Annotated in this window: 28 protein-coding genes and 1 other RNA gene; 27 read left to right on the top strand and 2 right to left on the bottom strand. The window is 35.4% G+C overall.

The annotated features are described in order from the left end of the window. The first annotated feature begins 4 nt into the window (after positions 1–4). The 26 genes from mqnE (at position 5) to LF845_RS06960 (ending at position 22,149) form a co-directional block, all read left to right on the top strand. Complete coding sequence (gene mqnE, locus LF845_RS07085) at positions 5–1,012, top strand: aminofutalosine synthase MqnE (protein WP_242820311.1); 1,008 nt, start codon at positions 5–7, stop codon at positions 1,010–1,012. Further along, complete coding sequence (locus tag LF845_RS07080; protein WP_242820310.1) at positions 993–1,781, top strand: hypothetical protein; 789 nt, start codon at positions 993–995, stop codon at positions 1,779–1,781. The genes mqnE and LF845_RS07080 overlap by 20 nt, the downstream gene beginning before the upstream one ends. Then, a complete protein-coding gene (gene amrB, locus LF845_RS07075) occupies positions 1,763–2,557 on the top strand; it encodes an AmmeMemoRadiSam system protein B (protein WP_242820309.1) in 795 nt (264 codons plus the stop codon). Before LF845_RS07080 ends, amrB begins: the two co-directional genes overlap by 19 nt. Before the next feature lie 11 nt (positions 2,558–2,568). Further along, positions 2,569–3,429, top strand: coding sequence for a UTP--glucose-1-phosphate uridylyltransferase GalU (galU, locus tag LF845_RS07070; protein WP_242820308.1), 861 nt, complete (start codon positions 2,569–2,571; stop codon positions 3,427–3,429). 1 nt (position 3,430) lies between these two features. Next, on the top strand, positions 3,431–3,820 hold the full coding sequence (locus LF845_RS07065) for an Hsp20/alpha crystallin family protein (RefSeq protein WP_242820307.1): 390 nt from the start codon (positions 3,431–3,433) through the stop codon (positions 3,818–3,820). A 23-nt stretch (positions 3,821–3,843) separates the two neighbouring features. Then, complete coding sequence (gene lon, locus LF845_RS07060) at positions 3,844–6,168, top strand: endopeptidase La (protein WP_242820306.1); 2,325 nt, start codon at positions 3,844–3,846, stop codon at positions 6,166–6,168. Between the two features lie 10 nt (positions 6,169–6,178). Further along, positions 6,179–6,616, top strand: coding sequence for a DUF2062 domain-containing protein (locus LF845_RS07055; protein ID WP_242820351.1), 438 nt, complete (start codon positions 6,179–6,181; stop codon positions 6,614–6,616). Further along, positions 6,609–7,493, top strand: a complete 885-nt coding sequence (locus tag LF845_RS07050; protein WP_242820305.1) for a nucleotide-binding protein — start codon at positions 6,609–6,611, stop codon at positions 7,491–7,493. The genes LF845_RS07055 and LF845_RS07050 overlap by 8 nt, the downstream gene beginning before the upstream one ends. 9 nt (positions 7,494–7,502) lie before the next feature. Beyond that, positions 7,503–9,179 (top strand): chemotaxis protein CheW, encoded by a 1,677-nt coding sequence (locus LF845_RS07045; RefSeq protein ID WP_242820304.1) that lies wholly within the window; start codon positions 7,503–7,505, stop codon positions 9,177–9,179. 110 nt (positions 9,180–9,289) lie between these two features. After that, positions 9,290–9,484, top strand: coding sequence for a cell division protein ZapB (zapB, locus tag LF845_RS07040; RefSeq protein WP_242820303.1), 195 nt, complete (start codon positions 9,290–9,292; stop codon positions 9,482–9,484). Between the two features lie 11 nt (positions 9,485–9,495). Continuing rightward, complete coding sequence (locus LF845_RS07035) at positions 9,496–9,765, top strand: cell division protein ZapA (protein ID WP_242820302.1); 270 nt, start codon at positions 9,496–9,498, stop codon at positions 9,763–9,765. After that, positions 9,763–9,946: non-coding RNA, 6S RNA (ssrS, locus tag LF845_RS07030), on the top strand. The genes LF845_RS07035 and ssrS overlap by 3 nt, the downstream gene beginning before the upstream one ends. 18 nt (positions 9,947–9,964) lie before the next feature. Beyond that, positions 9,965–11,158, top strand: coding sequence for an AAA family ATPase (locus LF845_RS07025; RefSeq protein ID WP_242820301.1), 1,194 nt, complete (start codon positions 9,965–9,967; stop codon positions 11,156–11,158). Between the two features lies 1 nt (position 11,159). Continuing rightward, positions 11,160–11,726 (top strand): 5-formyltetrahydrofolate cyclo-ligase, encoded by a 567-nt coding sequence (locus tag LF845_RS07020; RefSeq protein WP_242820300.1) that lies wholly within the window; start codon positions 11,160–11,162, stop codon positions 11,724–11,726. Continuing rightward, a complete protein-coding gene (gene rny, locus LF845_RS07015; RefSeq protein ID WP_242820299.1) occupies positions 11,726–13,282 on the top strand; it encodes a ribonuclease Y in 1,557 nt (518 codons plus the stop codon). Before LF845_RS07020 ends, rny begins: the two co-directional genes overlap by 1 nt. Beyond that, positions 13,266–14,066 (top strand): TIGR00282 family metallophosphoesterase, encoded by an 801-nt coding sequence (locus tag LF845_RS07010; protein ID WP_242820298.1) that lies wholly within the window; start codon positions 13,266–13,268, stop codon positions 14,064–14,066. Before rny ends, LF845_RS07010 begins: the two co-directional genes overlap by 17 nt. Before the next feature lie 4 nt (positions 14,067–14,070). Beyond that, positions 14,071–14,979, top strand: a complete 909-nt coding sequence (gene nadA / locus LF845_RS07005) for a quinolinate synthase NadA (protein WP_242820297.1) — start codon at positions 14,071–14,073, stop codon at positions 14,977–14,979. A gap of 147 nt (positions 14,980–15,126) precedes the next feature. Next, entirely contained in the window at positions 15,127–15,588 is a 462-nt protein-coding gene (gene rpiB, locus LF845_RS07000; protein WP_242820296.1) for a ribose 5-phosphate isomerase B, read from the top strand. Between the two features lie 9 nt (positions 15,589–15,597). Beyond that, positions 15,598–16,854, top strand: coding sequence for a serine hydroxymethyltransferase (gene glyA, locus LF845_RS06995; RefSeq protein WP_242820295.1), 1,257 nt, complete (start codon positions 15,598–15,600; stop codon positions 16,852–16,854). Then, a complete protein-coding gene (locus tag LF845_RS06990; RefSeq protein WP_242820294.1) occupies positions 16,851–17,288 on the top strand; it encodes a deoxycytidylate deaminase in 438 nt (145 codons plus the stop codon). The genes glyA and LF845_RS06990 overlap by 4 nt, the downstream gene beginning before the upstream one ends. A 15-nt stretch (positions 17,289–17,303) precedes the next feature. Beyond that, positions 17,304–18,614, top strand: a complete 1,311-nt coding sequence (gene rsxC, locus LF845_RS06985) for an electron transport complex subunit RsxC (protein WP_242820293.1) — start codon at positions 17,304–17,306, stop codon at positions 18,612–18,614. Beyond that, positions 18,601–19,593 carry an RnfABCDGE type electron transport complex subunit D gene (locus LF845_RS06980; protein WP_242820292.1) on the top strand — a complete coding sequence of 331 codons (993 nt, stop codon included), beginning with the start codon at positions 18,601–18,603 and terminating at the stop codon, positions 19,591–19,593. Before rsxC ends, LF845_RS06980 begins: the two co-directional genes overlap by 14 nt. After that, complete coding sequence (locus LF845_RS06975; protein WP_242820291.1) at positions 19,586–20,137, top strand: RnfABCDGE type electron transport complex subunit G; 552 nt, start codon at positions 19,586–19,588, stop codon at positions 20,135–20,137. Before LF845_RS06980 ends, LF845_RS06975 begins: the two co-directional genes overlap by 8 nt. A gap of 1 nt (position 20,138) precedes the next feature. Then, entirely contained in the window at positions 20,139–20,768 is a 630-nt protein-coding gene (locus tag LF845_RS06970; RefSeq protein WP_242820290.1) for an RnfABCDGE type electron transport complex subunit E, read from the top strand. A gap of 4 nt (positions 20,769–20,772) precedes the next feature. Then, the gene (rsxA, locus tag LF845_RS06965; RefSeq protein ID WP_242820289.1) at positions 20,773–21,351 is read left to right on the top strand and encodes an electron transport complex subunit RsxA; all 579 of its coding nucleotides are present in this window, start codon (positions 20,773–20,775) and stop codon (positions 21,349–21,351) included. Between the two features lie 15 nt (positions 21,352–21,366). Continuing rightward, the gene (locus LF845_RS06960; RefSeq protein ID WP_242820288.1) at positions 21,367–22,149 is read left to right on the top strand and encodes an RnfABCDGE type electron transport complex subunit B; all 783 of its coding nucleotides are present in this window, start codon (positions 21,367–21,369) and stop codon (positions 22,147–22,149) included. Positions 22,150–22,178: 29 nt separating this feature from the next. On the opposite strand, the gene LF845_RS06955 is transcribed toward LF845_RS06960, so the two are convergent. Together LF845_RS06955 and LF845_RS06950 are read right to left on the bottom strand one after the other, a co-directional pair. Continuing rightward, complete coding sequence (locus LF845_RS06955) at positions 22,179–23,492, bottom strand: OmpP1/FadL family transporter (RefSeq protein WP_242820287.1); 1,314 nt, start codon at positions 23,490–23,492, stop codon at positions 22,179–22,181. Positions 23,493–23,839: 347 nt separating this feature from the next. Beyond that, positions 23,840–24,124 (bottom strand): hypothetical protein, encoded by a 285-nt coding sequence (locus tag LF845_RS06950; protein ID WP_242820286.1) that lies wholly within the window; start codon positions 24,122–24,124, stop codon positions 23,840–23,842. 108 nt (positions 24,125–24,232) lie between these two features. On the opposite strand from LF845_RS06950, the gene tpx reads away from it, so the two are divergent. Further along, on the top strand, positions 24,233–24,739 hold the full coding sequence (tpx, locus tag LF845_RS06945) for a thiol peroxidase (RefSeq protein WP_242820285.1): 507 nt from the start codon (positions 24,233–24,235) through the stop codon (positions 24,737–24,739). The last annotated feature ends 197 nt before the right edge of the window (positions 24,740–24,936 follow it).

Raw genomic sequence — 24,936 nt, 5'->3', positions numbered from 1 at the left:
TAAAATGAAAAGTTTGTTGAAAAAAGATTTGTTAGAGCTTGGAAAAGAAGCTTTTAATATAAAAAAACAGCTTTACGGCGATGATGTTTTTTTTGTGAGGAATGTTCATCTTAATTATACTAATATATGTGTAAATCATTGTAAATTTTGTGCTTTTGCTAAAAATGAAGGTGAGGACAATGCTTATGAAATGTCAGTCGATGATGTTTTGAAATATCTTTCAGACAAGGTTGTAGGTTGTGTGGAAGTGCATATTGTTGGTGGGCTTCATCCGTCAAAGCCATTTGAGTTTTATTTGGATATGATAAAAAGCATTAAGCAGACATACCCTTTTCTTACAATTAAGGCTTTCAGTGCAGTTGAGATTGATTACTTTTCAAGAATTTCAGGACTTAGTATTGATGGCGTTTTTGATAAATTAAAATTATCAGGACTTGAAATGCTTCCTGGGGGCGGAGCGGAAATATTGGATAAAAAGATTAGAAATCAGATTTGCCCCGAAAAGATTGATGCTGATAGATGGTTGTATATTATGGAATCAGCTCATAATAACGGAATTAGGACAAATGCAACAGTACTTTATGGACATTTAGAAGCTGAGGAAGATATATTGGAACATTTGTTAAAAATAAAAAGACTGCAAGATAAGACTGGAGGTTTTTCGGCTTTTATCCCTTTGTCTTTTCATCCTGACAATACTTTTCTCTCGGAAAGGTTGCCGGTAACCGGTGTAGAGGATTTGAGGATTATTGCTTTAAGTAGAATAGTATTGGATAATATCCCTCATATTAAAGCTTATTGGGTCATGCTTGGAGAAAAAACGGCACAAGTTGCCCTAAATTTTGGTGCTGATGACCTTGATGGGACAATAGTAAAAGAGAAGATTACTCATGCAGCAGGAGCAAAGTCAAAAGAAGGACTTACTATTGATGAGCTTGCTTTTCTGATTAAATCTGCCGGTTTTAATCCGGTTGAAAGGGATGCATTTTACAATGAAATTAAAAGATATTAATAGGTATATATTTATTAACCCCTCCCCTAATATGCTAAAGGTAGCCAAAAAGATAGAGGAGTTTGGTAAAAAAACTGAAATTTGTGTTGATAAAGATATTATGGCAGCAAATTGTTACAAACTATCGGTACATTTTGACAATGAATTTTTGTTCTATAGTGATAAAAATCGGGAGAGTGAGTTTTTAGAAAAGAATGCTTTTAAATTTAAAAGAGGACTTTTTTACAGACATCCTGTTATTGAGAATATTCCTTTTAAGGGTACTTCAAAGGAGCTGTATCTAATTAACAAAGGTAAAATACTTTTTGAACAAAAGAATGATTTCAATATTTTTAATGGTAAGCCAAATGACGATGAAGTAGTGATTTTTTCATACTCTAAAAACATGTTAAGTGAGAGAGATTGTAAAAGAAAAATTGTGACTATTTTAGAAGTCGATAAAGAAACTTCAAATGCCCTTCATTTTAATTATTTTATTTTTTTTATTAAAGATTTAAAATATGAGATGTTTTTAAATGGCAATAAATTGTACGTTGTTGGCGATAAAGATGCCGATATATTATTTAGTAAAAGATTAGAGTTTTTCAAAAAGAATAATTTTAAGAAACTCAGCGAATTTGCCATTTATGTAAACGAAAACCCATATCTTGTAAAATCGGAAAAAAATTATATACTGTTAAACGATTACAGCTATTTTAATATTTCAGTTAAAATGCCTGAAGAGTGGTATCATAAACTGGGGCGTTATTTATGCACAGGAAAGCAGTAGTTGAGGGTGTTTTTTATCCAAAGTCTTTTAAAGCAATAAAGAATTTTGTTGATAGCTGTAATGTAAAATTACAAGTGGAAGCAAAAATAGCGATTGTGCCGCATGCAGGTTACATATATTCCGGTGAAACTGCAGTTAAAACTTTAAAATCTATCAACAAAATTGAAAAAAATATAATTTTACTTGGTCCAAATCATACAGGGTTGGGGGAAAAGGTTGCAGTCTTTCCTGAGGGTGAGTGGCAAACACCTTGTGGGGATGTTACGGTCAATAAAGATACCGTTGATTTGCTTGTTGAAAAAAGTGTTATTTTAAAAAGAGATACAATGGCTCATATCCAAGAGCATTCACTTGAAGTATTACTTCCGATTTTAAAATATCTGAAAGATGATATAAATATTGTTCCTATTACAGTTTCTCATCTTACAAAAAATGAGTGTTTTAATGTTGCAAAGGATATATATGAAATAATAAAAGATGGCAGTTTTACGATAGTAGTAAGTACTGATTTCAATCATTTTGAAAGTGAAGAGGTTACTAACTATAAGGACAAATTAGCAATTGAAAAAATATTGGACATTGACCCGGAAGGACTTTATAATATCGTTTTTGAGAAAAGGATATCGATGTGCGGTATCTTCCCTGTTACTATTGCACTTTATTTGGCAAGAATGTTAAAATTGAATAATGTGAAGCTTGTAGAGCACTCAACAAGTGCAAAAGCAAGTGGTGATTATCACAGAGTTGTCGGATATGCTGGTATTTTAATTGGGTAGGAGGAGTAAATATGATTAAAAAAGCAGTTATCCCTGCGGCGGGGTTTGGGACGAGGATGCTCCCTTTTACTAAAGCAGTTCCTAAGGAGATGATTACATTGGTAGATAGGCCTGCCATTGATTATGCAATTGATGAGGCAGTTGCTGCAGGCATTGATGAGATTATTTTAATAACAAGTAAGTCAAAAAACTTGATTGAAGATTATTATGACAGATATTATGAGCTTGAGAATGCTCTTGAAAAATCTGGAAAGACTGAACTTTTAAGCGAAGTTGTTGGGCTCGCAGAAAAATGCAAAATTGTTTCTGTTAGACAAAAAGAACAACTTGGGCTTGGGCATGCTGTCTATTGTGCAGCTGATTTGGTAGGTGATGAGCCGTTTGCCGTTATTTTACCGGATGACCTGTTTCTTTCAAAAAAGCCTGTATTGGCACAATTAAAAGAGGCTTATGAAAAGGTGAAAAGCCCTGTTCTGGCTATTCAGGAGGTGCCTGAAAGCGAAACTTCAAAATATGGGATTGTGGACATAAAAAATAACACAGAAGTAAATCTTTTCGGCTTGAAAAGTATGGTGGAAAAACCAAAAGAAAATCCGCCTTCAAACTATGCAATTGTGGGAAGATATATTTTGACACCTGATATTTTGAAGGAGCTTGGTAATACAGGCAGTGGTGCTTTGGGAGAGATACAGCTTACCGATGCTATAAACAGGGTTGCTAAAAGCGGTGAAGTGTTTGGGCTCGTTTATGAAGGTAAACGATTTGACTGTGGCAGTAAGCAAGGCTATTTGGAAGCTGTAGTAAATTTTACTATGGCAAGAGAAGATTTGCGGGATGATTTTTTAAACGTTATAAAGAAAATTAAGATGTAAGATGAAAGAGTTTAAGGGAATTTATCAGCTTCACGGCTCAATAAACAAAAAGATTGAAGAAATATTGCAGACTCTTTATAAACACAAAGGGCTTGATGTCCCTTCAGGTCCAAGGATTGATGTAGTTATAGGGAAAGGTTACATCGATGTGTATGCAGATTTGCCCGGTGTAGGTATTGGTGATTTTAAGGTCTATTTAGTTGAAAATAAACTTGTTATTGAAGGGGTAAAAAGGTCTATGAAACATACTGAGAAGGTAAATTACTTAGTTATGGAGAGAGAATTTTTCCCATTCAGAAAGATAATTGAGATACCTTCTGAATATAGCTTTGAAAATGGCTTTGCCAAGCTTAAAGATGGTGTATTGCACATAAGATTGGAAATCAATTAGAGTAAGAGATTGTGGAGGTAAGTGTGGAATTTAATGAAAGTGATATAAAAATACCTGAAGAGTTACCATTATTGCCTGTAAGGGATATAGTAGTTTTCCCTTTTATGGTAATCCCTCTTTTTGTTGGTAGAGAGGCAAGTATCAAAGCTGTGGATGATGCTTTGGCCGAAAAGAGGATGATTTTTTTGGCTTCACAAAAAGATCCAATGAATGAAGACCCTGGTAAGGGTGAAGTGTATGAAATCGGTACTATTGCTGTAATTCTTAGAATGCTTAAACTGCCTGATGGTAGGGTAAAGATACTTGTCCAAGGGTTAAAAAGAGGGAAGATAAAGGAATTTATTAAGGATGAACCTTACTTTAAAGTAAGAGTTGAGCAGATCGAAGAGGATGATAAAACAGATGATTTGAAAGTAGAAGCACTTACAAGACATGTAAAAGATCAGTTAAATCGTGCTGTCAGTCTTGGCAAACCTATGCTTCCTGATCTGTTGGCAATTATTGATTCTATTGATGAGCCGGGTAAGTTGGCAGACCTAGTCGTGTCAAACTTGGGACTAAAAATAAGTGAATCGCAGGAAGTACTGGAAACAGTAGACTCTGTTGAAAGATTGAAGAAGGTGAGTGAATTTTTAAATAGGGAAATTTCTATTTTAGAAGTGCAACAGAAGATTTTAAGCGAAGCAAAAGGGGAAATAGATAAAAGTCAAAAGGAATATTTTTTAAAAGAACAACTTAAAGCTATTAGAAAAGAGTTGGGTGAAGAAGATGATTTTAATAAAGAGATAGAAGAGTTAAATAACAAAATCAACAAATTAAAGATGCCAAAGGATGTGAAGGAAGAGGCATTAAAGCAGCTTAAAAGACTTTCGAGGATGCATTCAGATTCTGCAGAGGCAACTGTAGTAAGATCTTATATCGAGTGGCTTGTGGAATTGCCATGGAAAAAGTCATCAAAAGATAACCTTGATATAAAAAATGCAAAACTGATTCTTGATGAAGACCATTACGGACTTGAAGAGGTTAAGGACAGGATATTGGATTTCTTGTCAGTTAGAAAACTTAAGAAAGATATGAAAAGTCCTATTTTATGCTTTGTTGGTCCTCCCGGAGTTGGTAAGACTTCCCTTGGCAAATCTATTGCAAGGGCGATGAATAGAAAATTTTTAAGAATTTCACTTGGTGGCGTAAGGGATGAGGCTGAAATAAGGGGGCATAGAAGGACTTATATTGGGGCTATGCCGGGTAAAATAATTCAAGGATTGAAGAGTGTTGGCACTGATAACCCGGTTTTTATGCTTGATGAGATAGATAAGCTTGGAAATGATTTTAGGGGTGATCCGGCTTCTGCATTGCTTGAAGTACTTGATCCAGAGCAAAATAATAGCTTTGTAGATCACTATATCGGTGTACCTTTTGATCTTTCCAAAGTATTTTTCATAACTACAGCTAATTATCTTGAGCCTATCCCCCCCGCATTAAAAGACAGGATGGAAATTATTGAAATACCTGGATATACCGAAGAGGAAAAGGTGAATATCGCTGAAAAATATTTAATTCCAAAACAGTGTAAAGAGAATGGAATAGATCTATTAAAATTTAGAAAAAGTGCAATTTTGAAAGTAGTTTCAGGCTATACAAGAGAATCTGGGTTAAGAAATCTTGAGAGAAATATCGGCACTGTTTGTAGAAAAGTTGCAAGAAAAGTTGCGGAAGAAGGTGTGTTTAAAAAAACTATTACTGAAACAGATGTTGTAAAATTTTTGGGGCCGGAGAAATTTTACCCTGAAGATGAATTAAAAAATAATGAAATTGGTGTCGTAACTGGTCTTGCCTGGACCCCTTATGGCGGTGATGTATTGTTTATTGAGTGCACTAAATATAAAGGGAAGGGGAATCTTGTTATTACTGGGCAACTTGGAGATGTAATGAAAGAATCTGCAAGAGCAGCGCTGACATATGTCAGATCAATTGCTGATAGGTATAATATTAATGAAGAAGATTTTGAAAAATACGATATACATATTCACGTTCCTGCCGGTGCAATCCCAAAAGATGGCCCTTCTGCAGGTATAACTATGGCCATAGCAATTCTTTCTATTTTTTCAGGACGGCATGTTAACAAGGAAGTAGCAATGACGGGTGAGATAACTATCAGAGGTAAGGTATTGCCTATTGGTGGACTAAAGGAAAAGTTATTGGCCGCTAAAAGAATGAACGTTAAGAAAGTTATCATCCCTAAAAAGAATGAAAATGATTTGATAAAACTACCAAAATATATTAAAAATTCGCTTAAGATTTATACAGTAGAAAGCTTTGATGAGGTAGCGGAAATCGCTCTGATTTAAGGGGGAGTTTATAAAAATACGTGATAAGCTGGCAAGGCTGCTGACAATAGATAGATCACCCCATATAGTTGCGCTTTCTTCAGCTATAGGGATGATCATTGGTTTTTCCCCTTACGTAGGATTTCATACAGTCCTTGCTATTGCTTTTTCATATTTTTTGAATCTGCCAATTTATCCTTTAATTTTAGGTGCTTATATCACAAATCCTATTACACTTATATTTATATATGCTTTTTGCTATAAAGTTGGGTTGATTTTGACCGATACTAATGTTGATATGGTTTTGGACTGGACAAAGCTTAACTGGGATATTATGCTACATAATGTTAAACAAGTATTATGGCCTTTTTTTGTTGGATGCCATATAGTTGGAGTTTTTGCAGCAATTATAACATATTTTGCTGTTTACTTTATAATTAAGAGATACAGAGGGGCAGTGGTTGGCTGAGATTATTGCTATTGCAAGCGGAAAAGGTGGCGTTGGCAAAAGTTTTTTTGCTGCAAATCTTGCTATGTCTATAGCAAATAAGGGTGAGAGCGTTTTACTTGTAGATGGTGACTTGGGCGGAGCAAATCTTCATAATTTTGTGGGTTTAAAAGCTCCGGGAAAGAGTCTGTATAATTTTATCAGAGAGAAACTTCCCATAGAAGATGTGATATTAAAAACTCCTGCCAATGTTGACTTTGTTGGTGGTGCGGGTGACGTTTTAGGGATGGCCCATATAAATAATTTTGAAAAGTTGAAAATTTTAAATTATCTTAAAAGAACCAAATATAGGTTTGTAGTTTTAGATCTTGGAGCAGGTACAAGTTACAATATGATAGATTTTTTTAATTTTTCCGAAAAAAAACTGTTAATTATGACAAGCGAACCTACATCTATTGAAAATTCGTATGGTTTTTTAAAGGTTTCCATATACAGAAAAATAGAAAAATACCTTATGGGTGACAAGAGGTTTGAAAATATTTGCAAGAAATTGAGAAGTAGAAGTATGAACTATCAAAAGGTTTTTGATATATTGGATGATTTGGGACAGATAGATACGGCTGTCAAAGACAAGGTAGGGCATTTGATCGGCAATTACAAAGTAGGTATTGTTTTAAATATGTTAAAATTTAAAAAGGAATTAAATATTTTTTACGGTTTTGAAAATGTATCTAAGAAGTACTTGGGCATATCTATTGAAAAAATCGGTTTTATACCGTATGATATTGGTGTGAGTGATAATTTGAAAAGGTTGCTTCCATATTACAATAATGTTGTTGATAAGAATTATAGAGATTTTTTTGATGATGTTAGAGATTGCGTATTTGAAAAACTTTAGGAGTTATTTATGAATAATGAACAGAATCTTTACATTGAAGATGTACAAGAGCTTAAAGATGAGGATAGCATTCAGCTTGTAGGCTTCAAGCTTGGTGATGAGGAGTATGCAATTGATGTGTTGAAGATTCAAGAGATTATAAGACTTATCGAGATTACATCTGTCCCTAGGATGGATTCTTATATACTTGGTGTTATTAATTTAAGAGGTAAAGTCATTCCTGTTGTTGATTTGCGAGTAAGGTTTGAGCTTGATAAGTCTGATTTTGATAAAAAAACACGGATAATTGTTGTTAAGTTTGAAAAGGAAAATATTGGTTTTGTTGTTGATGAGGTTACTGAAGTAATCAGAATAGATAAGAGCATTGTTGAGCCTACACCCCCATTGGTTGGTGCGGTGGGGCAAGAATATATTCTTGGTATATGTAAATATTTGAAAAGACTTATTATTCTTCTTGATATAGATAGAGTTGTTTATAACGATGATAACTTGACCAGTGACCTAAGGAAGAAAATAGTTAAATCTCAGGGACAGGTTGAAGATTTAAACGAGTATGAAGAGTCTGACGAAAATTTTACTGAAGTCTCTGATACTGTTGAAGCTAGTGAATTAAGTGCTGTTTCTGAAGTAAATAGTGAAATAGAAAAAGAGGAAGAAGAGATAAGTGTGGCGAGCGAATCTGTCGATTCTGAAGAAGAAAATCAGACAGATATGATTGATGATATTGATAAGCTGATTGCAATGGAGCTTGAAAAAAGGGAAAAAGAGACAGAAGAGCTATTAAAAAAGAAAAAAGAGGAAAAGTTAAATAGTTCAAATAATGACGTAGAAGATATTTTAAATGATGCTTTGACGCAAGCAAACTCTACTATATCGCCTGAAGCAACTCACGTTGACCAGGATGACCTTGACAGACTTATTGCAGAAGAGCTTGCCAAAAGAGAAAAAGAAACTGAAGAGCTTCTTAAACGAAAAAAAGAAGAGGAAAAAAAAAAGATAATTGATGTCGGTGAGGAGGATGTCTCAACCGTTGCTCAAGAGCAGCTTGTAGAAAATGAAAGTGCCGATAGTCAAAAGAATGAAATTATTATTGAAAGAGATTCATTGCAGGAGTTAAAATCTCTTGCAAATAAGATAATTAGAGGGGAAGCAAAAGAGATAGATATTAATATCAAAGGTGAGATTGGGGAGCTTTTAAAACTTATTTTTGAAACAAAACAAAAAATAGACAATGTTGAACCTTCCGTGGCAGATTCAAATAAGGATGTACCTCATATTGCCAAATCTCTTGAAAATGTTAACGAGTATACAGAAGAAGCTACTATTAATTTGATGGAAGCAGCGGATAAAATGTCTAATTTTTTCGCTGAGCTTAATGAAAAGATGGGAAATATCGAAAAGGTAATACAAAAGGGTGATGTCGAAAAATTTGATGAACTTATTGATAGTGTGGAAGATAAATTGAAAAGTGCTGAGGAGCTTGGGTTTAATATATTGCAAGCATTGGAATTTCAGGATATTACAGAGCAGAAAGCAAGAAAAGTGATTAAGAAGATTGAGGAAATAGGGGTAAGACTTGGAACTATTTTAGGTTACGCTAAAATACAGGCAGCAGATTCTATCAGTGAAGACACATCATCTCAAGAAGAGATTGATAAGTTGTTAGGAGAGTTTGGACTCGGATAGGGGATTATTGTTTAATCTTTTTATTTAACTATTTATTGCCAAAAGTAATTTAATATTAATTTTGAAAGTGCGGTATTGACATAAAAGTCATAATACTGTAGATTAACTTCATGGAACTTTATGATATTTTGACTAGTTTGGAAGAAAAAATTGATAGACTTATAATGGAAAATGAAAGACTGAGTAATGAAAACGAAGAATTAAGGTCAGAGCAAAAAGAACTGAAAGATAAGTTGGAACAATTAATTAAAGAAAGAGAGGAAGTTGCTGAAAGGATTGAAAAAATTTTAGAGCGTTTACCTTAGGGAGTTGGCTTTTGCAAATTTCTGATGTTTACATTTACGGGAATAAATACAGGCTTAAAACTGATATGGATAGCGAGACAGTTGCTTCCATTGCTAATTTTGTCGATAAAAAGATGCGTGAGATGCAAGATAGTATGAATGTGTTGACTACTTCTAAGATAGCTGTTATGGCTGCTTTTGATATTGCTGCTGAATATTTGATACTAAAAAAGGATATTGATAAGAGCATTGATAAAATTAGTGAAATAGAGAACAAAATAGATAGTATATTAAAAGGGTAGCCCCTGAATTGTTCGTGATGAAATAGGAAATTTGGAGCCAACACCTCTAAAATATGGGATGATACGAGGTGTGGTGTGCAGGCCTACCTTGTAGTAGGAAGCCTAAAGCACCTGTGATTCCCAAAGAACCTGGTTAGCCAGGGCTGCAAATGGACTATGGACACGGCAATTCGGGGGCTTTTTGTTTGGTTAGAGTAAAATGAGATTATATGAGCTTATTGAACCTCAGAAGATAGAAGATATTGTAGGTCAGGAGCACCTGCTGGGTGACAATACCCCTTTGTCAAAAATTATTGAAAGCGGGGAATTTGAATCGATAATTTTTGTCGGTCCTCCCGGTACAGGCAAAACAACTCTTGCAAAACTTATAGGTAAAAAACTTTCACTCCCTTTTCATCGCCTTCATGGCGCTGCTACAAGTGTAAATGAAATTAAGAATATTGCTGAAGTTTCAAAGCATTACGGCAGACCTTCTATTATATTTATTGATGAAATCCATAGATTTAACAAGACACAACAAGATTTGCTTCTTAAAGTTATAGATGAAAAACACTCTTTTGTAATCGGGGCTTCTACCGAGAACCCTTACTTCAGCCTTACCCCTGCAATGCGCTCAAGGAGTTTCCTTTTTGAATTCAAGCCGTTAAATAATGAGGCAATGCTAATACTTATTGAACGAGCATACAATGTATTAAGGGAAAAATATGGAGTTAAAGAGATATCTTTTTTAGAAAAAGATAAGCTTATACAGCTGTCCGGTGGGGATGGCAGGCGATTAATAAAATTTTTAGATACTGCTGCACAGTTAGGTAAAATTGAGGATAGAAAGTTAATTATAAGTCTTAATGATATTGATGAATTGGTGCATAATCTTGTTTATTCCCGTGATGAGCACTATGATTTACTTTCCGCTATGATTAAGAGTATTAGGGGAAGTGACCCTGATGCTGCTCTTGTCTGGTGTTTTAAGCTTGTAAACTGTGGTTTTGCCGTTGAGGATATTTTTAGGCGTTTGTTTGTTTCGGCATCTGAAGATATCGGTAACGCGTATCCTGATGCCGTTATTTTCGTGAATTCCGCATTTAATGCATTTTTAAATGTGGGAGTCCCGGAAGGATATATAATTTTGGCACATGCTGTCACTTTTTTGGCAAGTTGCCCTAAGAGCAATAAAAGTTATCTTGCTTACAAGAAGGTTAAGGATTACCTTCAAAAAAATGATCCATATCCCCCGATAAATATTTGCCATAACTCTAATGGTTATAAATACCCATTTGATAGTGGCGAATTTGTTAAGCAAAATTATTTTGATGGTGATGAAAAATTTTATATCCCTTCAGAATATGGCTTTGAGTCTAAAATAAAAGAAAGGCTCAAAAGGCTTTGGGGGTAATATGGAAAAGTTTGACAAAGAGGTTTTAAGTAAAGAAGTTTTGAGAAAAAAGATGATGACTGAAAGAAAAAAAATGGATTTTGAGGAGGTCCAAAAAAGAAGCGAGAAAATTGTAAAGGATTTTTTGAGTTTGTTTGAAGAGATGAAGTTTTTTCTTTTATATTTTAGTTTTGATAATGAGGTACAGACTTTTTATCTTGCCGAGCAGTTGCTTAAAGAAAATAAAGAAGTGTATGCCCCAAAGTTGGTTGGCAATGATTTGAAAGTTGGCAAGGTAAGTGATTTAAGTCTACTTGAAAAAAACAGGTATCAAATATTTGAGCCTGTTGATTATTTTGAACGCAGCAATTTTGATGTGGTTGTTGTGCCGGGTGTGGCTTTTGACAAAAAGTGCAACCGTCTTGGTTTTGGGGTAGGATACTATGATAGATTTCTACCTAAAGTCAAATGTGAGAATATTGTTGGGTTTGCTTATGAGTTTCAAGTTGTTGATGAACTTGTTACAGAGTATTTTGACATCCCTATGGACATTGTGATTACTGAAAAAAATATTTACAGGAGGAATTGATGATTTTGACAGTTTTATTGGCGATTGCTGGTTTGGCAGTTGGTCTTATAGTTGGTATCCTTTTTCAAAAGAAAAAAGTAGAAGCAGAAAATCAGAAGCTTAATAAACAGGCAACAGACATAATAAGCAGAGCTAAAAGGGAAGCTGAAGAAATTTTAAAAGAAGCAAAAATTGAATCGAAAGAGATAATTTACAAAACAAAGCAAGAGCTTGAAAAAGAAGCTAAGGAGAGGAGAAAAGAGCTTCAGCTGCAGGAAAAAAGGCTTATAAGCAAAGAGGAAAGTCTTGATAAAAAGATTGAGCTCATTGATTCAAAAGAGGAGATGTTATCAAAGAGGACAAAAGAGCTTGATGAAAAAATAAAAGCTAATGAAGAGTTAAATGTTGAGCTTGAAAAGAAAAAAGATGCTTTGCTTCTTGAAATTGAAAAAGTAGCCTCTATGACAAGGGAAGAAGCTAAGAATATGCTTGTTCAACAGATGGTTAGTGAGGCAAAAGTAGATGCTGCACGTCAGATTAAAGAGATTGAAGAGGAGTTGAAAAACGAAGCTGATAAAAAAGCAAGGAGTGTAATAGCTACTTCTATTCAAAGGTGTGCTTCTGAATATGTTGGTGAAATAGCGGTATCTGTTGTAAATCTTCCAAGTGATGAGATGAAAGGTAGAATTATAGGTCGAGAAGGTAGAAATATTAGGACATTTGAAAGTGTTACCGGTGTGGATATAATAGTTGATGATACCCCTGAGGCTGTAATATTATCATCTTATGATCCATTCAGACGTGAAATTGCTAAAATGACTTTGGAAAAACTTATTTCTGATGGTAGAATTCATCCAGCCAGAATCGAAGAATTATATGAGAAGAGTAAAGAAGAGCTTGAAAAGCATATTGTAGAAGTTGGTGAAGAAGCAGTATTTAATTTGGGGCTACATGATATTCACAAGGATATTGTTAAACTAGTTGGTCGTTTGAAATACAGGACAAGTTATGGGCAAAATGTTCTTGGCCATTCTATTGAAGTTGCAAGGATAGCAGGTATTATGGCGGCAGAAATTGGGGCTGATGAGAAGATGGCAAAAAGGATGGGCTTGCTTCATGATATTGGTAAGGCAATAGATTATGAAGTTGAAGGCTCTCACACAGAAATTGGTGTGGATTTAATGAAAAAATACAATGAAGCGCCTCAAGTTATCAATGCAATATTATCACATCACGGAGAAGAAGAGTTTAAATATGTTGAATCTGTCCTTGTTCAGGCAGCTGATGCTATATCTGCTTCAAGGCCTGGTGCTAGAAGGGAAGTTTTAGAATCATATATTAAAAGGCTTGAAAATCTTGAGGCTATTGCTTCAAGTTTTGAGGGTGTATCAAAGACATATGCTATTCAAGCAGGAAGGGAAGTGAGGATAGTGGTTGAGCCTGAAGTGGTAAGTGAGGAAGCGCTCATAACTTTGGCGAGAGATATTGCTAAAAAGATAGAAGAAGAGCTTACTTATCCTGGAAACATAAAAGTAAATGTTTTAAGAGAGTCAAGGGCTGTTGAATACGCAAAATAATACCGTAAATATACTTTTTATAGGTGATATAGTTGGCAGAGGTGGTCGAAAAACTGTAAAGTCGGCCATCTCTCGACTAAAAGAAGAGCTTAGTTTGGACCTGATTATCGCAAATGCAGAAAATTCTGCCAGCGGATTTGGAATTACATTAAATGTTTATAAAGAGCTTTTAGGTTTTGGAATAGATATTTGCACTTCCGGAAATCATATATATGACAAAAAGGAAATTGTTGGCTATTTAGATAATCTGGACAAATTGATAAGACCTGCCAATTTACCATCAAAGGCTCCCGGAAAAGGTTTTGTGGTGGTAGAAAAGAAAGGGGTAAGGTTTTTAATTGTAAATTTATTGGGCAGGGTATTTATGCCTTTATCAGATTGCCCTTTTCAGACTTTTGAAAAGATATTGAGTGAATACCCTGACTGTCTTCCAATTGTAGATTTTCACGGTGAAGCAACCAGTGAAAAAAATGCATTTGCCTACAATTTTGATGGAAAAGCCTTAGCTGTTATCGGGACTCATACCCATGTGCAGACCAATGATGACCGTTTGTTGCCAAACGGTACATTTTATATAACTGATGCAGGGATGTGTGGTGCACTTGACTCTTGTATTGGTGTTGTTAAGGAAAATTCCATTGAAAAATTTTTAACATCCGTGCCTATAAAATTTGATGTTGAAAAAAAAGGTAAGATGTTATTTAATGCAGTGTTTTTTAGCATTGATACAGACACAAAAAAAATAGTTAAATTTGAAAAAATTTATAATATTTGCGGGGAATAGTGTTATGGACTTAAAACAAGAGATTAGAAAACTTTTAAAAGAGAAAAATGCAGTTTTGCTGGCGCATAATTATCAAATTGACGATATTCAAGAAATAGCAGATTTTACGGGTGATTCTTTAGGACTCAGCATTGAGGCTTCTAGAGTTAAGGAAGATATTATTGTTTTTGCCGGTGTTCATTTTATGGCTGAAACAGCGTATATGCTTTCACCAAATAAAAAAGTACTTTTGCCGGAAATTGACGCAGGGTGTCCAATGGCTGATATGGTTACAGCTGAGGAATTAAGAGAGTTTAAGGCCAAATATCCAGGAGTCCCGGTAGTGTGTTATGTAAACTCTTCTGCAGAAGTTAAGGCAGAATCTGATATTTGCTGTACATCAGCCAATGCGGTTAATGTGGTAAAATCTATTGACAGTGACAGGGTTATTTTTGTGCCTGATAGAAACCTCGGACATTATGTTTCTCGTTTTGTAGACAAGGAGATAATTTTGTGGAACGGTTTTTGTCCTATTCACGAAAGAGTCACGAGACGAGATTTAGAAATGCTTAAAAGTGAACATCCTGATGCAATAGTGGTATTGCACCCCGAATGTCCGCCTGATGTTATAGAATTAGCCGATCACGTTTGCTCTACTTCAGGAGTTTATACATTTTGCAAAGAGAGCAAGCATAAAAAGTTTATAATTGGTACTGAAAGAGGGGTTGGTTACAGATTGAGAAAAGAGAATCCTGATAAAGAATTTTATTTTGCCTACTCTCCGTTTCAATGCAAGAATATGAAGAAGACAACGTTAAAAAAAGTGTATGATTCACTTGTAGAAGAAAAATATGAAATTAAAGTTGAGGAAGATATAAGAAAAAAAGCTGTATTGTCTATTGAAAGGATGCTACAAGTACCGAGAAACTATTAAATTAAAGCTAAAATTTTCCTAAATATATGGACAACTCTTAATAGGAGATTGCATCTAAATATTTGTGGTGGTGAGCAACAAGTTCGATATTGACTAAGAGTGTTTTATTTCTTATAAGACCTCTTAAATAAATTGAGGTGGTTTGTAGTGAAAATAGGTTTAGCTTCGGATCACGGCGGTTTCGAATTAAAAGAAATCATCAAGAAATTTCTTCAAGAGAAAGGTTTAGAATTAGTAGACTATGGCACATCAAATGGTGGCGAATCTGTTGATTACCCGGATTATGCTAAAGAAGCAGTTCTTGGCATACTTAATAAAGAAGTTGATAGAGCTATTATCATGTGTGGTTCGGGGATTGGAATATCTATATCTGCGAATAAATTCCCAGGGATAAGGGCAGCTTTGTGCTGGGATTCATATACTGCCAAAATGAGCAGGTTGCACAATGATGCAAATATACTTGCAATGGGGGGCAGGATAATTGGTCCCGAGCTTGCAAAAGAGATTGTTGAGACATGGCTATCTTACGATTTTGAAGGTGGCAGGCATCAAAGAAGAATTGATAAAATAGATTCTTTAGCTAAAGAGTATTGGAATAATATAAAATAGGGGATGTCTATGTCTTTATATGAAACAGTTAAAAAAGTTGATAGGGAAGTTTATGATGCTTTGCAAAAAGAGCTTGAGAGGCAGGAAACCCATCTTGAGCTTATTGCAAGCGAAAATTTTGTAAGTCCGGCAGTTTTGGAAGCCCAAGGCTCTGTTTTGACAAACAAATATGCGGAAGGTTATCCGTCAAAGAGGTATTATGGCGGCTGTGAGTTTGTAGATATTGCAGAAGAACTTGCAATACAACGTGCCAAAAAGCTTTTTGGCGCTGATCATGCAAATGTTCAACCACACTCAGGCAGTCAAGCTAATATGGCTGTATATTTTTCCGTTTTGAACCCCGGTGATACTATTTTGGGGATGAATCTTTCTCATGGGGGTCACCTTACTCACGGAAGTCCTGTAAATTTTTCCGGTAAATTTTTTAATGTAATCCCTTATGGAGTAAACAAAGAGACTGAAACAATAGATTTTGATGAGGTTGAAAGACTTGCTGTAGAAAATAAGCCTAAGATGATTGTTGTTGGTGCAAGTGCGTATCCAAGAGAGATAGATTTCAAAGAGTTCAGAAGAATAGCTGATAAAGTGGGTGCATACGTAATGGTTGATATGGCACATATTGCAGGGCTTGTTGCTGCTGGCGTTCATCCAAATCCCGTCCCCTATGCCGAATTTGTTACCACTACTACTCACAAAACATTGAGAGGGCCAAGGGGTGGTATGATTCTTTGTAGAGGGGAGTTTGCCAAAGCTGTCAATTCAAATATATTCCCTGGTATCCAGGGAGGTCCTTTGATGCACGTTATAGCTGCAAAGGCAGTTGCTTTTAAAGAGGCTCTTGGCGAAGAATTTAAAGAGTATCAGAAACAGATAGTAAAAAATGCAAAAGCGCTGGCAGAAAAACTTTCATCAAGAGGTTACAGGTTAGTTTCCGGCGGGACAGATAATCATCTTATGCTTGTTGACCTTACAAAACAGGATATTACCGGAAAAGATGCCGAACATGCTCTTGGGATGGCAAATATTACCGTTAATAAAAATACAATCCCTTTTGAAACAAGAAGCCCTTTTGTAACAAGCGGAATAAGGATAGGTACACCTGCTCTGACTACACGAGGAATGAAAGAGCAGGAAATGAACCTTGTTGGTGAGTACATTGCCGACGTGCTTGATAATATAAACAACGAAAGTGTTATAACTGATACAAAGAAAAAGGTTCTTGAGCTTTGCTCAAAATTTCCACTTTACAAGGGTAAACTGTATTGAGGCCAGATTGGGATAGCTATTTCTTGGAACTTACTGACGTGGTAAAAAAACGCTCTACCTGTCTAAGAAGGCAGGTAGGCGCTATTATTGTTAAGGACAACCATATTCTGTCCACAGGTTATAATGGTGTTCCGACAAAGATAACTCATTGCTCAGAGGTTGGATGTCTGAGAGAAAAGTTGAAAGTCCCTTCAGGTGAAAGACATGAGCTTTGCAGAGGGTTGCACGCGGAACAAAATGCAATTATTCAGGCAGCACTTCATGGTGTAAGCATCAAAGATGCTACTTTATATACAAACACAAAGCCTTGCTCCATTTGCACCAAAATGATAATAAATGCAGGAATAAAAAGAATAGTTTATCAGATTGATTATACAGACAAGCTTGCAGATGAGCTTTTGGCTGAAACAGACATTGAATTAGTAAAAATTTAATCAGGAAGTGTAATTATGGGTTTTTATGGTTTTTCCGGCGGGATTCATCCCCGTTATAACAAAGGTTTGACCAGTGACAAATCTGTGGAAGTTCTTGATCTAAAAGCAGACGATGAGGTTTTTATACCTCTTTCCCAGCATATTGGGGCACCTGCAAAACCTCTTGTTAACAAAAAAGATGTAGTTAAAAGAGGGCAGCTAATAGGGGCTCCGGCAGGTTTTATCAGCAGCTCCGTACACTCATCTGTTACTGGTGAAGTATTGGGTATTGTGAAAGTGCCTCATCCTATTTCCGGCAAAACCGATGCTGTGCATATTAAGATTACTGAAACTGACAACAATTTTGAGCCAATCACTGCGAATAAGAAATTTCAGGAGGTTATTCTTGAAGCTGGTATTGTTGGGATGGGAGGAGCAACTTTTCCTACACATGTGAAACTTTCGCCTCCAAAAAAAATAGATTACCTAATTATAAACGGTGCAGAGTGCGAACCATACCTGACTTGTGATCACAGACTTATGGTGGAAAAGACAGAGGAGATATTGAAGGGTGCACAAATAATCAGAGAAAATCTTGGAGAAGATGTTAAACTTATAATAGGTATTGAAGAAAATAAGCCTGACGCTATTGAAAAATTTAGAAAATTTTCAGATAATAATATTGAAATTATACCCCTTGAAGTAAAATACCCACAGGGTGGTGAAAAGCAACTTATTAAAGCTACTGTAAACAGAGTTGTTCCCGAAGGAAAACTCCCTCTTGAGGTTGGGTGCGTCGTCCAGAATGTTGGCACAGCCCTGGCGGTATATGAGGCCATTTACCTGAAAAAGCCGTTAATTGAAAGAGTGGTGACGGTGACAGGTGCAGTCAAAAATCCAAAGAATTTACATGTAAAAATAGGAACCCCTATAGGTAAACTTATCGAAGAATGCGGAGGGTTTATAGGTACCCCTAAGAAAATTGTAATGGGTGGCCCAATGATGGGGTTTGCAGTTACTTCTCTTAAAACACCTGTGATGAAAGGCACAAGCGGTGTACTTGTTTACAGGGAAGAAGATTTGCCCGATTTGAAGATGACAAATTGTATCAGATGCGGAAGGTGTGTTAGTGCATGCCCTATGGGTCTTGTTCCTGCAATTATGGAGCAATTTACTTTAAATGAGATGTATGAAAAAGTACTTGACTGGCATGTGCTAAATTGTATTGAATGCGGATGTTGTAGTTATGTCTGTCCGGCAAGGAGACCTTTGGTCGGTTATTTTAAAACAGCAAAAAGAGAAGTTATGAAAATATTAAAACAGAGAGAGCAAAATGCAGGAAAATAGATATTTAGTTACTTTTTCTCCTCACGAAAGAGAAAATCTTATGACTGATAAAGTCATGATGTATGTTGTATATTCGCTTTTACCGGCAGTAGCGGTGTCGATTTACTTTTTTGGTTATTATGCTCTTAAAACATATATTTTAACGGCTGTTTTTACACTTGGCTTTGAGGCATTGTTTCAGAAAATAAGGAAAAAGCCAATTACACTTTCTGACAACAGTGCGCTGGTAACTGCAATATTGCTTGCAATGAATTTGCCTCCGGTAAGTCCATGGTGGCTTATTTTAATAGGCAGTTTTATTGCAATTGTTGTGGGGAAACAGGTTTATGGCGGACTTGGACAAAATCCATTTAATCCGGCATTGGTTGCAAGGGTATTTTTACTTATTTCCTGGCCAGCTCAGATGACATATTGGGTAAAGCCAAACCCTATTACAACAGGCTTTATTTTTGATACAGTCTCTACCGCCACTCCGCTTGGTCAGTCAAAAACTGAAGTTTTGATGAGCGGTAAAATTATAAGTAATTTTAGCGATGTATCCGACTATTTTATAGGCTTTATGAGTGGCTCAATGGGGGAGATTTCAGCGATTGCGCTTATTTTGGGTGCAGCTTTTTTGATGTATAAAAGGATTATTTCATGGCATACGCCTTTTAGCTATATCATTTCTTTTCTTATCATAATTGTGCCTTACTGGATAATAAATCCTGACAAGACATTAAATCCCATGGTGCACCTTTTTACTGGTGGACTTATGTTAGGTGCATTTTATATGGCCACTGATATGGTAACAAGCCCTGTTACTAAAAAAGGGCAAATTATTTTTGGTATAGGTTGCGGGGTACTTACGGCAGTAATCAGGCTATTTGGCGGTTATCCTGAAGGGGTTTCATTTGCGATTTTGATAATGAATGCTTTTGTGCCTATAATTGATTTTTATATAAGACATAAAAGTTTTGGCGAGGCTACCAATGCGTGATAATAACTTTAAAATGGTGATAGTACTTACTGTAATTGCTGCAATAGCTGCTTTTGTGTTATCTTTTGTATATTCTTCAACCAAAGATAAAATAGCAGAGGCTTACAGACAGGAATTTTTGAGGGCTCTGGTAAAAGTTTTTCCAAATTATAACAATGAGCCCGACAAAGATATTAATATTGTCGATGGTCAAAATATATATATTGCTAAAATGAATGATAAAGTTGTTGGATATGCAATCAAATCGACGAGCAGTAAGGGCTATGGTGGAGACATAGATGTACTTATAGCTGTTTCTACTGATGGTAAAATCACAGGTATTGAAATTTTAAGACACGCAGAAACACCAGGACTTGGTGATAAAATTGAGGATGAGTGGTTTAAAAACCTTTTCAAAGGGCTAACAGCAAAAGATAATATTGCTGTAAAAAAAGATGGTGGGATTATAGACCAGTTCAGTGGAGCAACCATCAGTCCAAGAGCGGTCAGCGAGGCTGTTGCAAATGGACTGAAATTTATAGATGACAAAATTTTGGGGAAGTAAAATGTCGCTAATTAAAATATTTAAAGAGGGATTGTGGAAAAATAATGCTGTTTTTAAGCAGGTTTTGGGTATGTGTCCTGCTCTTGCTGTTACAACATCTGCAATTAATGGCATTGCTATGGGTTTAGCGTCTACCGCTGTGCTTATATGTTCAAATATTGTGGTCTCAATTGTAAAGGATTACATTCCTTCAAAAGTAAGGATTCCTGCCTATATTGTAATTATTGCAAGTTTTGTGACAGTAATTGACTTGGTAATGAATGCTTATCTTCATGATATCCATAAAGTACTTGGACTTTTTATTCCATTAATTGTTGTTAACTGTATGATTTTGGGAAGGGCTGAAAGTTTTGCATCAAAGAATTCTGTTGTGAAGTCTATTTTTGACGGTATAGGTATTGGATTAGGTTTCACTTTTGCACTTTTTATTCTTGGAAGTGTGAGGGAGATATTGGGCAATGGCTCAATTCTTGGTTTTACTGTTACAGGTGAATGGTTTAAGCCGGCAATTGTTATGATTTTGCCTCCAGGGGCATTTATTGCACTGGGATTTATAATGTTTGCAATAAATTATATTGAAGATAGAAGAAAAATAAAAAATGCTCCAAAAGAGCATTGTTCAGTAGGGTAGAATCATGACAGGGCTAATATTAATATTTATCAGCGCGGTATTGGTTAATAACTTTGTCTTAAGCAGATTTTTAGGTATATGTCCATTTTTTGGTGTTTCAAAACAGCTCGAGACAGCCATCGGGATGAGTATGGCTGTTACATTTGTAATGACTGTTGCAGGTATTGTAACATGGATAATTCAATATACCGTGCTTAACCCATTCGGATTAATTTATTTGCAGACAATTGTTTTCATTCTTGTTATAGCAGCTTTGGTACAGCTGGTTGAGATGGTTATTGAAAAAACTTCACCTGGTCTATATGCTAGCCTTGGTATATTTTTGCCGCTAATTACCACTAACTGTGCAATACTTGGTGCTGCTCTTTTGAATATACAGCTTCAATATACTTTTATTCAAATGTTGGTATTTACAATAGGTTCATCCATTGGCTTTGGTCTTGCTCTGATTCTATTTGCAGGTATCAGAGAAAGGGTAGACCTGTCAGATGTTCCTAAATATTTCAGAGGTTTGCCCGTGGCGTTTATAACTGCTGGTATACTTGCACTTGCCTTTATGGGCTTTAGCGGACTTGTAAAATAGGAAGAGGTAAATAAGATGATAGAAGCTTTGGTTACGTTGGGTACAACCGGTTTTGTTGCAGGTCTTGGTCTTTTATACGCATCAAAAAAATTTGCTGTGGAAAAAGACCCAAAGGTTCAGGAGATAAATGAAATTTTGCCTGGGGCAAATTGTGGCGGATGTGGACTACCTGGATGCTCAGCCCTTGCGGATGCTATTGCAAGTGGCAAGGCTAAGCCGACATCTTGCCCCGTAGGTGGTGCAGAGCTTGCTGCAAAAATAGCCGTAATTCTGGGTGTGGAAGTTGGAGCTACGGTAAAAAATGTTGCAAGGGTCAGATGTCGCGGTGGTAAGGATAAATGCCTTGAAAAATATGATTATTATGGACCTTCTGACTGCCATAGTATTACCCTTCTGGCAGGTGGAATAAAACAGTGTACTTTTGGATGCGTTGGCGGCGGCAGTTGTGTGAAAGCTTGCAGTTTTGATGCAATCTATATGGGGGATGATAAAATCCCTGTCGTTATTGAAGATAAATGCACTGCCTGCGGAATGTGTGTGAAAGCTTGTCCAAGAAATTTGATTGAGCTTTTGCCTGTTGATAAAAAATTTGTTGTAAACTGCAGGTCAATGGATAAAGGAGCAGATACGAAAAAAGCATGCTCAGTAGGTTGTATTGCCTGCAGGTTATGTATCAAAAATTGCCCAGAAAATGCAATTGATATGGATGGTAATGTTGCCAAAATTAATCCTGAAAAGTGTGTTAATTGCGGAAAATGTGAAGAAGTTTGTCCGACGAAGGCAATAAATAGATATTAAAAAAGCCGGCCCAAAGACCGGCTTTTATTTTATTTGAATCTATAAGTTACACTGATTCCGAAAATATGAGCGTCAGCACTTTTAAACTCACCTGTCATTGGATTATTTTCATCATAAGGAGCTTCGCTACCAACCTTGTTGTTAAATGTTCTGTTTTCGTCATCAAGATAGTTGTAAGCAAAATCAATACTTAAGTTTTCAAAATTCAGGCCAAATCCAAGTGCATAAAGCCATCTGTCTCCAGATGATACAAGTGGGTCAAGAGTCTCATCAGGAATAGGAGAGTAATCTCTTATTAATCCTGCTCTTAAATCAAGCATGTCGTTTACTTTATACTGCATACCGAATCTAATAGCCCATACATCATCCCAATCTTTAGGCTTGCTTTGAACACTACCATCTTCAAAAGTTACTTCAAGCTTGTCGTATGAAGACCAACCTGTCCACTGTCCATCAAGTTCAAAAGTAAATTTACCTAATTTATAAGATGTTCCAATGTAAAGTATATCTGGAAGCGTTATATCAGTTGATCCGGTCTTTTGAATGCTCATTGCAGGAGTTGAACTAAGAATACCTGTAAAAGTTGAATTATATAAATTTCCGCTAGGTAAAGAAATAGATGCAGTTCCATCTTTAATTTCGTGCTTAATCTTACTTCTATATGATATACCAGCTTTCCAGTTTTTTGTAATACTATAATGTAAGGCAACATTATAACCGTATGCCCAGTCATCAGCTTTCAATTGTGAATCACCGTCACCATTAAGTAAGATATATCCTTCTTCATATGGAACTATTTTTAACTTGTTTTCCAGTGTAACTTCCATCTTTTGTATATCCACACCCACAGCAAGGCTTAATTTATCTGTTACTTTAACTGCCAGGTTCGGGTTTAGTGTAAGGGTTACGATTTCAGCCTTTGTACCACCTGTGATGTATCTACCTTCCCAGTCGCTTGGCCATTCGGTAGCAAGACCATAGTTGGAAAAAGTTCCAAATCCAACGCTAACTCTGTCGGTAGCCTTAAGTGTAGCATAAAAAATGGGGATATAAAAAGTTTGTTTTTTTGCATCTGTTGACTTTCCAGTTTGGTCACTGTCAAATGTTACAGTAGGTGTGATAGGAGAAAGACCAAGAGAAATTTGAGCACCTTCAAGTTGAGTGATTCCGGCAGGGTTATAATAAACAGCATCAGGGTTATCAGCCTGAGCAACAAAAGCTCCACCCATCCCAAGTGATTTTACACCCTGTTCATTGATTTGAAAACCGTTTGCAAAAACCAATGCAGGAAGGGTAATTAAAGTAAAAAGTAAAAACAGTTTGTGAAAAAATGATTTTTTCATATGACCTCCTTCAAAATTATAGCACTTTATAATATATAATTTTTAATAATGCAAGATTTATTTTTTAATTATAAAATTATGTTTTGATATGAATGACTATTCAACCTTTTGTAAAATAAGTCTAATTTTTAATTTTGTTGGATTATTTTATGATTTAACCGTTAAGATATTTTTGTAATTAAATTCTATTTTATTTGTTGAATATTTTATTATATATAAAATGCGTGCGCACCTGTAGGGCACGGGATATAAGACTTATTTGTTGTTAGATTATTTGTATTGTCTAACAATATGATATTTAATCCTGTTTTTGGTTTAAACATTATATATTGGAGTAGTACTTTAAGTTATTTTTTGGGTTTATCCGGTGCAAGTTTTTGTCCGATGTAATAAAATTTATTGATTATAGCATCTGCCTTTTCCTTTTCAATTTCAATATATTCAAATGTCAGCCCGGAGAAAATGTATTTATTGCCGTCAAGCTTTGCTTTTGTAGTATATTTCCCGGAAAGTTCAATTTCCTCTCCGTCTTTAAGATTTATAATTTTGAAAGCGTCTTTTCTTGAAATAATTATTGCATTTGGAAATTTACCTTCGCTAACATTATCGTCGATTATCAATGTCCTTTTCATTTTGCACCTCTTGTTTAATTTTACCAAAATGAAAAAATAATTTCAAATAATGTTTTTAATTTTTGTAAATGATGCTAAAATATATCATCAAATTTGGTGGAGGTAAATATGGAAAGAAAAGGTTTGATAACTATGAAAGGCAATCCTGTTACACTTTTTGGGAATGAAGTCAAAGTGGGAGACAATGCTCCGGACTTTAATGTTGTAGATATGGGGCTTGCTCCTAAATCCTTGCAGGACTATAGTGGTAAACTGAAGATAATTAGTGTTACCCCTTCACTTGATACCCCTGTATGCGATATGCAGATGAGGACGTTTAATGAAAAAGCATCCAAATATAAAGATGCTGTGGTGCTTAATATCAGTATGGACTTGCCGTTTGCGATAAAAAGATTTTGTACGACTGCAGGGATTGAAAATGTGGTAGGGCTTTCTGATTATAAGGATGCAAGTTTTGGCCAAAACTATGGGCTGCTTATTAAAGAGCTCAGGTTACTTGCAAGAGCGGTATTGGTGATAGATAAAGATGATAAAATTGTTTACTATGAACTTGTAAAAGAGGTAACTGAGCATCCTGATTATGAAAAATTGTTTGCTTTTTTGGATAATCTTTAAATTGTTATGGGGCAGCTTGCCCCGTCTTTGACCTCATAATAAAATATTTTTTTGATTAGACTCTTCTATGTTGCGTTAATTCTGAATACCAAAAAGTATATTTATAAAATCTCATAGAGTTTTGATTAATTTTATTGAAAATTAAAAATATTTATATAGATTAATGTAAATGGATATTAAAATAAAATATGTTTTTA

Origin of the sequence: Deferrivibrio essentukiensis (genome assembly GCF_020480685.1) — a bacterium.
GTDB classification, from domain to species: domain Bacteria; phylum Chrysiogenota; class Deferribacteres; order Deferribacterales; family Deferrivibrionaceae; genus Deferrivibrio; species Deferrivibrio essentukiensis.
This window is presented reverse-complemented; position numbering and strand designations above follow the sequence as displayed.

Bases quoted from the DNA above. Each gene is read 5' to 3' on its own strand.
- mqnE (WP_242820311.1), top strand. From the start codon at position 5: ATGAAAAGTTTGTTGAAAAAAGATTTGTTAGAGCTTGGAAAAGAAGCT.
- LF845_RS07080 (WP_242820310.1), top strand. From the start codon at position 993: ATGAAATTAAAAGATATTAATAGGTATATATTTATTAACCCCTCCCCT.
- amrB (WP_242820309.1), top strand. From the start codon at position 1,763: ATGCACAGGAAAGCAGTAGTTGAGGGTGTTTTTTATCCAAAGTCTTTT.
- galU (WP_242820308.1), top strand. From the start codon at position 2,569: ATGATTAAAAAAGCAGTTATCCCTGCGGCGGGGTTTGGGACGAGGATG.
- LF845_RS07065 (WP_242820307.1), top strand. From the start codon at position 3,431: ATGAAAGAGTTTAAGGGAATTTATCAGCTTCACGGCTCAATAAACAAA.
- LF845_RS07045 (WP_242820304.1), top strand. From the start codon at position 7,503: ATGAATAATGAACAGAATCTTTACATTGAAGATGTACAAGAGCTTAAA.
- zapB (WP_242820303.1), top strand. From the start codon at position 9,290: ATGGAACTTTATGATATTTTGACTAGTTTGGAAGAAAAAATTGATAGA.
- LF845_RS07025 (WP_242820301.1), top strand. From the start codon at position 9,965: ATGAGATTATATGAGCTTATTGAACCTCAGAAGATAGAAGATATTGTA.
- LF845_RS07020 (WP_242820300.1), top strand. From the start codon at position 11,160: ATGGAAAAGTTTGACAAAGAGGTTTTAAGTAAAGAAGTTTTGAGAAAA.
- rny (WP_242820299.1), top strand. From the start codon at position 11,726: ATGATTTTGACAGTTTTATTGGCGATTGCTGGTTTGGCAGTTGGTCTT.
- nadA (WP_242820297.1), top strand. From the start codon at position 14,071: ATGGACTTAAAACAAGAGATTAGAAAACTTTTAAAAGAGAAAAATGCA.
- glyA (WP_242820295.1), top strand. From the start codon at position 15,598: ATGTCTTTATATGAAACAGTTAAAAAAGTTGATAGGGAAGTTTATGAT.
- rsxC (WP_242820293.1), top strand. From the start codon at position 17,304: ATGGGTTTTTATGGTTTTTCCGGCGGGATTCATCCCCGTTATAACAAA.
- LF845_RS06980 (WP_242820292.1), top strand. From the start codon at position 18,601: ATGCAGGAAAATAGATATTTAGTTACTTTTTCTCCTCACGAAAGAGAA.
- LF845_RS06975 (WP_242820291.1), top strand. From the start codon at position 19,586: ATGCGTGATAATAACTTTAAAATGGTGATAGTACTTACTGTAATTGCT.
- LF845_RS06970 (WP_242820290.1), top strand. From the start codon at position 20,139: ATGTCGCTAATTAAAATATTTAAAGAGGGATTGTGGAAAAATAATGCT.
- rsxA (WP_242820289.1), top strand. From the start codon at position 20,773: ATGACAGGGCTAATATTAATATTTATCAGCGCGGTATTGGTTAATAAC.
- LF845_RS06960 (WP_242820288.1), top strand. From the start codon at position 21,367: ATGATAGAAGCTTTGGTTACGTTGGGTACAACCGGTTTTGTTGCAGGT.
- LF845_RS06955 (WP_242820287.1), bottom strand. From the start codon at position 23,492: ATGAAAAAATCATTTTTTCACAAACTGTTTTTACTTTTTACTTTAATT.
- LF845_RS06950 (WP_242820286.1), bottom strand. From the start codon at position 24,124: ATGAAAAGGACATTGATAATCGACGATAATGTTAGCGAAGGTAAATTT.
- tpx (WP_242820285.1), top strand. From the start codon at position 24,233: ATGGAAAGAAAAGGTTTGATAACTATGAAAGGCAATCCTGTTACACTT.